We start from the raw sequence: 8,802 nt of genomic DNA on the forward strand, positions 1-8,802 counted from the left end.
CAATGAGTATGTTCGTTAATCATAATGTGCCCTCAAACAAGATTTGAAGATCTGATCATGACATTGAGATTTAGTTCAAAAAAATCCCCGCTAATTTCTTAGCAGGGATTTGTGTATAAGAGACAGCATAAATGAGCCTTTTTAATCTCTACTTTAAATTTAGCCTAAATCACCGCTAATTGCGTATTTTAAAACCCAGTTTTTTATAGGGCCTGTATTATTAGCCATTTTTAAAAACTGGCTACGTGCCCATTTAAGTGGCGCAACTTGGTTAGAAAAGCCAAAGTAACAAGCATCCATCATGCTCATCATTAATAAATTAGCCCTGCGGCGAGCTCGTTCGTATTCTTTAAGTTTGAGAGGGCAACCTATATCTCCTGCTTCGTTTAAAACTTCAGCAAGTGCCACTACGTCCTGAAAACCTAAATTAACGCCCTGCCCTGCAAGCGGGTTAATTGTATGCGCTGCATCGCCCACTAAAACCAAACGCCCTTGCGAATAGCTATTTGCATGTTGGCGAGTTAGCGGAAATATCGCATGGGTTTGTACTTCAAAGTCTCCAGCAAGTTCTGGGAACTTATTCAGTATGTGCGTTTTTAACTGAGTTGGGTTTAGCCCTTTAAATGCTTGTAGTGTATTTGCATTGTCGTACCAAATTAAATTAGCATACGGTGCCTGCATTGGTAAAAATGCTAATGGCCCGGTTGGTGTAAACTGTTGCCATGTTTTAATTTGTTGCGGGGCATCGAGTTTAATTAATACCCCCATGCAATGCTGTTGGTACTGCCAACCCGTAATACCAATATTAGCTTTAGCACGCAGCTGCGATTGTCCACCATCGGCGGCAATTACTAAATCAGCTGTATAGGTTTGATCACCATACACAAGCGTAATTAAATCATCCGTTTGCTCTATTTTAGTTACCGGCAATGATTGCTCAATAACCTCAATCTTATAATGCCCAAATTGCTGCCACAAACTTGCTTGAATTAAACTATTTTCAATCAAGTGGCCTAAATGTGTCGTGTTTATGTCGGCGCAATCAAATAATAAATTGTCACCACCGCGCTCAAAAGCCTCTAATTGTTGATAAGGCGCTATACGGTTTTGCCTTAAAAGAGGCATTGCCCCTAATTCATCAAGTAAATTTTCTGAAAAACGATTAATAGCAGACACTCTAATATCCACCTTATCGCTACTAAGAATGTGCGATGGGTCTATTAGGTGTTTTTCAATTATGCGCACGCCAAAGCCTTGCTGAGCCAGCTTTATCGCCATAGCCGCGCCAACCATGCCCCCGCCAACCACTATCACATTATTTTTGGTCATGTTTTTCATCATTTTATTATTACTTGAGTCTGTTTTGATTGTATCAAAATTAATTTGTTTTATACCAGAGGATATCCCTAACAGCACATTAAACTCGCCCTGTATTGATTTGAGATCACAAACATGAAAACTATACTTGGATCTGGGCGGGTATCCAGCTAAAATACGCCTCCTTTAAGTGAGCATGCTTGCTCCTTAATCCTGTTTCTAGCACATTTTTGTGCCACTATCGAATTGAACACGAGGCTATATTTCAATGAGCAAAAAGCTGCATATTAAAACCTGGGGTTGTCAGATGAACGAATACGACTCTCAGAAAATGGCTGAACTTTTAGATGCCACCAACGGCTACCAGCTAACTGAAGATGCAACAGATGCCGACGTAATCTTACTTAACACCTGTTCAATTCGTGAAAAAGCACAAGAAAAAGTATTTCACCAATTAGGTCGCTGGAAGTTATTAAAAGACGACAAGCCAGATTTAATCATTGGTGTAGGTGGTTGTGTTGCCTCACAAGAAGGTGACTCTATTCGCCAACGTGCACCATTTGTAGATGTTATTTTTGGTCCGCAAACGCTACACCGTTTACCAGAAATGATTAAACAAGTGCAAGGCGACAAAGGCTCATCGGTTGTTGATATTTCATTCCCAGAGATTGAAAAATTTGACCGCCTGCCAGAGCCAAAAGCAGATGGCCCATCTGCTTTCGTATCAATTATGGAAGGCTGTTCTAAGTACTGTACTTTTTGTGTTGTACCTTATACCCGCGGTGAAGAAGTTAGTCGCCCAGTAGATGACGTACTACTTGAAGTTGCACAACTTGCAGAGCAAGGCGTACGTGAAGTAAATCTTTTAGGTCAAAACGTAAATGCATACCGCGGCGATACGCACGATGGCGAAATTTGTTACTTCTCTGATTTAATTCGTCTTATAGCAGCTATTGATGGTATTGACCGTATTCGTTACACCACATCGCACCCGGTAGAATTTACCCCAGATATAATCGACGTTTACGCCGATGTACCAGAGCTTGTAGATCACTTACATTTACCAGTACAAAGTGGTTCAGACCGTATATTAAACCTAATGAAACGTGGCCATACGGCAATTGAATACAAATCGACAATTCGTAAGTTACGTAAAATTCGTCCTAACTTAAGTATGTCGTCAGATTTCATTATTGGTTTCCCAGGCGAAAGCAAAGAAGACTTTGAAGCAACCATGAAGCTTATTAGCGACATAGGTTTTGATATGAGCTTTAGCTTTATTTACAGCGCACGCCCAGGTACGCCAGCGGCAGATTTGCCGGATGACGTAACAGAGCAAGAGAAAAAAGAGCGCTTATACTTACTACAAAACCGTATTACACAAATGGCGCAGCAAATTAGTCGTCAAATGTTCGATACAGAGCAACGTATACTTGTTGAAGGTCCTTCTAAGAAGAACCCTATGGAATTACGTGGCCGTACAGAAAACAACCGTGTAGTAAACTTTGTTGGCCCGCACACAGTGATCGGACAGTTTGTTGATGTACGTATTACCGAAGCACTACCTAACTCTTTACGTGGTGACTTAATTCGTACAGAATCAGAAATGAACTTACGACGTGAAGTAGCTCCTTCAGCTATTTTAACTAAAGCTGCAGCTGCAGAGCCAAAACCAGACACTGTTAACGAAATTGGCGTAGCTACTTTCGTTCCTTAGTCACACAATTAGCGCCAGTTAACGCTGGCGCAGTACTATAGGAAGCAATTTTGAGTAATCAGTTAAAAACATTAGAGATTTATTTAGAACCTGCCGATAACAAACGCCTTTCTTCTTTATGTGGCCCGTTTGACGAAAACATCAAACAAATTGAACGCCACCTGGCTGTTGAAATAATTCACCGTGACAACTTTTTTAAAGTAACCGGTAAACTACACAACTGCGCCGGCGCTGTAGAAATCTTAAAAAACCTTTATGTTGATACTCAGCCAGTTCGTGGTGTTTTAGGCGAAATAGAACCCGACGCCGTTCATTTAGCTATTACCGAATCAAAAGCCTTAGAGCAAGATGCATCCAGCAGCGCTTATGGCAAAGAAATGGTTATTAAAACCCGCCGTGGTGTTATTAAACCACGTAACGACAACCAAGGTGTTTATGTGGCTAATATTTTAAACCACGACATTACCTTTGGTATTGGCCCTGCAGGTACTGGTAAAACTTACCTTGCAGTTGCAGCCGCCGTCGACGCTCTTGAGCGCCAAGAAATACGCCGTATATTACTAACGCGCCCTGCTGTAGAAGCTGGCGAAAAGCTTGGCTTTTTACCTGGCGATTTAAGTCAAAAAATAGACCCGTACCTACGTCCTCTTTACGACGCTCTTTTTGAAATGCTAGGTTTTGAAAAAGTAGAAAAACTCATCGAAAAAAATATCATTGAAGTCGCTCCGCTTGCTTATATGCGCGGACGCACTTTAAACGATGCCTTTATTATTTTAGATGAAAGCCAAAATACCACCGCCGAGCAAATGAAAATGTTTTTAACCCGTATAGGGTTTAACTCCAAAGCGGTTATTACAGGCGATATAACACAGGTTGATTTACCTCGTGGCACACGCTCAGGCCTTCGCCATGCAATGGAAGTACTTGATGGCGTAAACGAAATTAGCTTTAACTACTTTAAAGCCCAAGACGTAGTACGCCACCCTGTTGTAGCACGCATAGTTGAAGCCTACGAGCGAAACGACGAAAGCGAGCGACTAAAGCGCATTGAAAAGCAAAATGTAAAAGACGCACTTGCAGCTCTTCAACAGCCTACTACTAAAGAGTAATACTTTGACAACCGAACTTGATTTACAAATAGCCTGTGAGTTTGACAACCTCCCAAGCGAAGAGCAATTTGCACTGTGGGCCGACAAAGCCCTTAGCCAATACCGTGATGAGTCTGAGCTCAGTATCGTTATTAGCGACGAAGCGCAATCGCAACAACTTAATAACGACTATCGCGGTAAAAATAAACCGACCAACGTACTGTCGTTCGAATTTGAAGCACCACCAGGAATAGATATTGCCTTGGTTGGTGATTTAATTATTTGCCCAGCCATTGTATTAGCTGAAGCAATTGAGCAAGAGAAGTCATTTCATGACCACTTTGCTCACATGGTTATTCACGGATGCTTGCATTTGCTTGGATTTGACCATATAAAGAGTGACGATGCTTTAGAGATGGAAAGCATCGAAAAGCAATTACTTGCAGAGCTAAACATAGCAGACCCATACCGGGACGATATTTAAATTAACGGAGCAATTAGACGCAATGAGCGACGGTAACTCGCAATCTAGCCAGGGTTCTTCTGGCAAAACGTGGTTGGGCAGAATAGCCCAAATGTTGCAAGGGGAACCCCAGAATAGAGAAGAGCTGGTCGAAGTTATTGCCGATGCGCAAGAACGAGACGTAATCGATCCTGAAACAAAAGAGATGATAGAAGGTGTGCTTGGCGTGTCTGAGCTTAAAGTGCGAGACATAATGGTTCCGCGCTCACAAATGATCACTCTTGAGATCGACAGCCCGCTTGAAGAGCTAATTCCAATGATGGTTGACTCAACTCACTCACGTTTTCCTGTGGTGATTGAAGACAAAGACCATGTAGAAGGTTTTTTACTCGCTAAAGATTTATTGCCACTGATCTTAAATAAAGACGAGCATTTACCATCAATACGCGATTATTTACGCCCAGCAATGGTAGTACCTGAAAGCAAACGTGTTGATACATTGCTAAACGAATTCCGTCAGCAACGCTACCATATGGCTGTTGTTATTGACGAATACGGCGGCGTATCGGGCTTAGTAACGATTGAAGATATTCTTGAAATAATTGTTGGCGAAATCGAAGATGAGCACGACGAAGAAGAAGAACATCAAGATATTCGTCAACTTGCTAAACATGTCCATGTAGTGCAAGCACTCACACCTGTAGATGACTTTAACGAGCATTTTAAAACAGGCTACAGCACAGACGAAGCCGATACTATTGGCGGAACTGTACTGCACGCATTTGGCCATATGCCAAGCCGTGGTGAAACGATTGACATAGAAGGTTACCAATTTAAAGTAACCAACGCCGACAATCGTCGTATTTTGCAACTGCAAGTCACCGTTCCTAAGGCTGATGATAACGACAGTGAAGAAACTGCTAACTAGACTTACCCTATTAGCAAAAGATAAAAAAGCATGGCTCGCACTCGTTGCGGGCCTTGTTTTAACTTTTGGCTATGCCCCTTTTGAAATTTGGCCCATCGTATTTATTAGCCTTGGCGCCATAATTTTTTGCATTAATCCCAATAATAACGGTAAAGCACACGCAAAAACCGCCGCTAAATATGGCTTTATATTTGGCCTAGGCTGGTTTGGTGCAGGTATAAGCTGGGTACATGTTTCTATTGCCACCTTTGGCGGTATGCCGCTTATAGCGTCGCTCTCGTTAATGGCTTTTTTGTGCGCCTACTTAGCATTATTTCCCGCACTTGCCTTTTGGGCAACTACACGCTTTGCTAGTGGCCCTAAAAGCTTTGGCGCATTACTAATTGCCTGCTTTGCAATTAGTGAGTATTTACGTGGCACCGTACTTACCGGTTTCCCGTGGTTAAGCTTTGGCTACACACAAACCGACGGACCTTTAAGGCTGCTTGCCCCTTATATTGGCGAGTTTGGCTTAACACTAACATGTGTGGCTATTGGCTTTGCACTATATAGACTTACCCAAAAAGATTTTAAAACCCCAGCGGTTACTGCGACAGCTGTTGCGCTTATTTTTACAGGTACAAATACCACAGGCAGCATTCATTACACAGATAAAAACATGTCAGTATTGCTTGTACAAGGCAACATACAGCAACACCTGCGCTTTGAGCCAAGTGAGTTTTGGACCACAATGAGCAAATACCAAGACATGACTCGTCCACATTGGGATGCCGACTTAATAGTATGGCCAGAAGCCGCAGTGCCTGAAATAGAAATGCTTGCCGATTCCTACCTAGCCAATTTAGACAGTGCCGCCTCGTTTAATCAAACCGCCCTTGTAACCGGTATTGTTGACTACCAGCGAGACACCAAAAATATATTCAACACACTTATTGTGGTCGGTAATAAAGAACGTGGCGACGAGCATGGGCATTACCATTACCTTGATAAAAACCGCTATCAAAAACACCAGCTACTACCTATTGGCGAATTTGTACCGTTTCAAGACTTTTTGCGCCCTATTGCCCCATTATTCGATTTGCCTATGTCATCGTTTACCCGTGGCGACAAAGTGCAAAACAACTTACGCGCCAATGGCTATAACTTACTCCCTGCTATTTGCTACGAAATTGTTTTTGCCGACTTAGTACGCGGAAATTACAAAAGCGATTCCGATCTACTCTTTACTGTCAGTAACGATGCCTGGTTTGGTGACTCTATTGGGCCTTTGCAACACATGCAAATAGCCCGTATGCGCGCGCTCGAACTACAACGCCCTCTAGTGCGTGTTACTAACAATGGTGTAAGCGCCGTATACGACCCTATAAGCCACACACAACAAACCATGCCTCAGTTTGAAGCTACCATATTGAAAGCCAAAATTAAGCTTATAAAAGGCGACAGCGTGTACAGCCAATACGGCAATGTGTTTGTGTGGGGATTTGTGTTGTTGATGGGAGTTGTTGGGTTTGGGGTTAGGTTGAGAAAGTGAATTAAAATTAATAGCTGTCGGTGGACAGCTATTTAAAAAAGTGTTTATTGTTGGGTTTCGCTTCGCTCTACCCAACATACGCAAATTTACTTTTTAATCTAGCCTATGCTAAAAATATAGCGAATGCCTCGTTCTATTTTTAATACTTGATGCTGTTCAACATCAGGCCTAAACAATTTAATTCAATTATAAATGATGATTTGATTCTCACAAACAAACTCACCCCCTAAGTTGCATGCTTTAGCGCAATATATTGAGTCTAAAGTGCCTAACGGTCTTAACTTTATTGGTATACAGTTTTATTTTACTCCCCTGTGGGAATTCAATTATGTACGCATCAAATTTAAAAAGGGCTAACATTCGACACAATAATATTTTATCGTAACTTGACGCGCCCGCAGCCAGCTAAATAACTTACTTTGTATAAAATCTCATGTAAAAATAGTAACTAGAAGTTTGACTCCTACTTTTAATTTATATTTAAAAAAAGAACCTACTGGTTATTTCTGTATTTCTTCAAATACTTTAATGCTTGAGCACAGTTATATTGTGCACTTTTGTAGGTTAAAAGCATTTCGTAAGCCAGCATACTACCAGGTGAGTTATTACAAATATCATTTAAACGCATCAGCTCTTTATTTAAAACTTGTGTAATCTGGTCATTTGAATACTTTTGAAGAGCCATATCAATTGCACTTATAGTTAAATTCAAAGATGAGTCCCTATTTGATGAAAAGGGATTCGATGTTACTTTTACACATTTTAAAATTTCTTTATTATCACTATTCACCGAGCACCTATTTATCAAGGAACATTTTAATAATTGTTTGTATCTTACTAATTGTTTCTAAACTCGCTCGACGCTCTGCTGATAAACAACTGTAATTACCGATATTATTAAAGTGAATTATCGTTTTAGATAGCGCTTCATTACCAAGCTTTAGATAATTATTGACCTCTTCATCTAGTAGTTTATAAGTTGCAGCTGTTTCAGTATGCATAGAACCGCTAAGTTGTTGAATATAATAATCATCATAATTTTTCAATAAATACCACAAAGAATCTACTTCAATGAGCTTCATAAAGCCTGCCTTATCCTTTATAACTTAAAAACCAAGCCACTTAAACTTTAGCTTTGCTGAGTGCACTCTACTCACCTGTGGCCTCAGTAGATTACAATGAATATCAATATAGCTACTTTTATTTGGTTCTATAAAAATGTTATCGCTTTTACCTAAACAATTACCAACAAACTTTCCGTTTTTATCGAATGTAGATGCTATAACACCACCTGCATATATGCTTTCATTGGTGATATTTTTTAACTCGGCAGTTATTCTTACTCGCCCATTTTCTTTAAAAATATCAGAAAGGGTAAGTTTATAATCACTATTTAAGTCGTCAGTGCCCTCCAATGCTTTATTTGATACCTGCTCTTTAAAGCCACTATCAACTTCTGCGGCTATTGTTAGCGCGTACACACTGATACCACCGAGTGTTGCTATTACAAACCCTATCCCCCAAAAAAAGCCCTTTATAGCCTCATTAAAATTATTACTCATTTAATTCCCTTTTAATTTTTCACTACTAAATTTCGTTAACAATATACCCAAAATCACTCCTTTCACTAACCTAGGGGCTGTTGATCTTTGTAGTACATATATCAATCAGCCCACATTGGTAGCCACATCATAGTAAATGCTAAAGCGAGCATTGAATGATAATTTCGTTCAAGCTTTTCATACCGCGTGGCTATCC

At 40.6% G+C, this 8,802-nt stretch carries 9 protein-coding genes and 1 pseudogene; 5 read left to right on the forward strand and 5 right to left on the reverse strand.

Annotated elements, in window-relative coordinates; all coding sequences use genetic code 11:
• Positions 1–159: 159 nt before the first annotated feature.
• Complete coding sequence (locus H4J63_RS18905) at positions 160–1,416, reverse strand: FAD-dependent monooxygenase (RefSeq protein WP_182197970.1); 1,257 nt, start codon at positions 1,414–1,416, stop codon at positions 160–162.
• Positions 1,417–1,585: 169 nt separating this feature from the next.
• On the opposite strand from H4J63_RS18905, the gene miaB reads away from it, so the two are divergent.
• From miaB to lnt, 5 genes are read left to right on the forward strand one after another with little or no spacing between them, the layout of a single operon-like run.
• Positions 1,586–3,034 carry a tRNA (N6-isopentenyl adenosine(37)-C2)-methylthiotransferase MiaB gene (gene miaB / locus H4J63_RS18910; protein ID WP_002958544.1) on the forward strand — a complete coding sequence of 483 codons (1,449 nt, stop codon included), beginning with the start codon at positions 1,586–1,588 and terminating at the stop codon, positions 3,032–3,034.
• Between the two features lie 50 nt (positions 3,035–3,084).
• Complete coding sequence (locus H4J63_RS18915; protein ID WP_182197971.1) at positions 3,085–4,143, forward strand: PhoH family protein; 1,059 nt, start codon at positions 3,085–3,087, stop codon at positions 4,141–4,143.
• 4 nt (positions 4,144–4,147) lie between these two features.
• Positions 4,148–4,606, forward strand: a complete 459-nt coding sequence (gene ybeY / locus H4J63_RS18920) for an rRNA maturation RNase YbeY (RefSeq protein WP_182197973.1) — start codon at positions 4,148–4,150, stop codon at positions 4,604–4,606.
• Between the two features lie 22 nt (positions 4,607–4,628).
• Positions 4,629–5,513 (forward strand): CNNM family magnesium/cobalt transport protein CorC, encoded by an 885-nt coding sequence (corC, locus tag H4J63_RS18925; protein WP_002958541.1) that lies wholly within the window; start codon positions 4,629–4,631, stop codon positions 5,511–5,513.
• A complete protein-coding gene (gene lnt / locus H4J63_RS18930; protein WP_182197975.1) occupies positions 5,494–7,044 on the forward strand; it encodes an apolipoprotein N-acyltransferase in 1,551 nt (516 codons plus the stop codon). The genes corC and lnt overlap by 20 nt, the downstream gene beginning before the upstream one ends.
• Before the next feature lie 493 nt (positions 7,045–7,537).
• Here lnt and H4J63_RS18935 read toward each other — a convergent pair whose 3' ends face one another.
• From H4J63_RS18935 to H4J63_RS18950, 4 genes and pseudogenes are all read right to left on the reverse strand, one after another.
• Positions 7,538–7,834, reverse strand: coding sequence for a hypothetical protein (locus tag H4J63_RS18935; RefSeq protein ID WP_139015391.1), 297 nt, complete (start codon positions 7,832–7,834; stop codon positions 7,538–7,540).
• Positions 7,835–7,841: 7 nt separating this feature from the next.
• Positions 7,842–8,126 carry a hypothetical protein gene (locus H4J63_RS18940; protein ID WP_182197976.1) on the reverse strand — a complete coding sequence of 95 codons (285 nt, stop codon included), beginning with the start codon at positions 8,124–8,126 and terminating at the stop codon, positions 7,842–7,844.
• Between the two features lie 24 nt (positions 8,127–8,150).
• Positions 8,151–8,606, reverse strand: coding sequence for an ATPase (locus H4J63_RS18945; RefSeq protein ID WP_182197977.1), 456 nt, complete (start codon positions 8,604–8,606; stop codon positions 8,151–8,153).
• Positions 8,607–8,707: 101 nt separating this feature from the next.
• Positions 8,708–8,802: pseudogene (locus H4J63_RS18950) on the reverse strand (IS5/IS1182 family transposase); the annotation flags it as partial.

Source organism: Pseudoalteromonas sp. 5Ae-yellow, assembly GCF_014077565.1.
Lineage (GTDB): Bacteria > Pseudomonadota > Gammaproteobacteria > Enterobacterales > Alteromonadaceae > Pseudoalteromonas.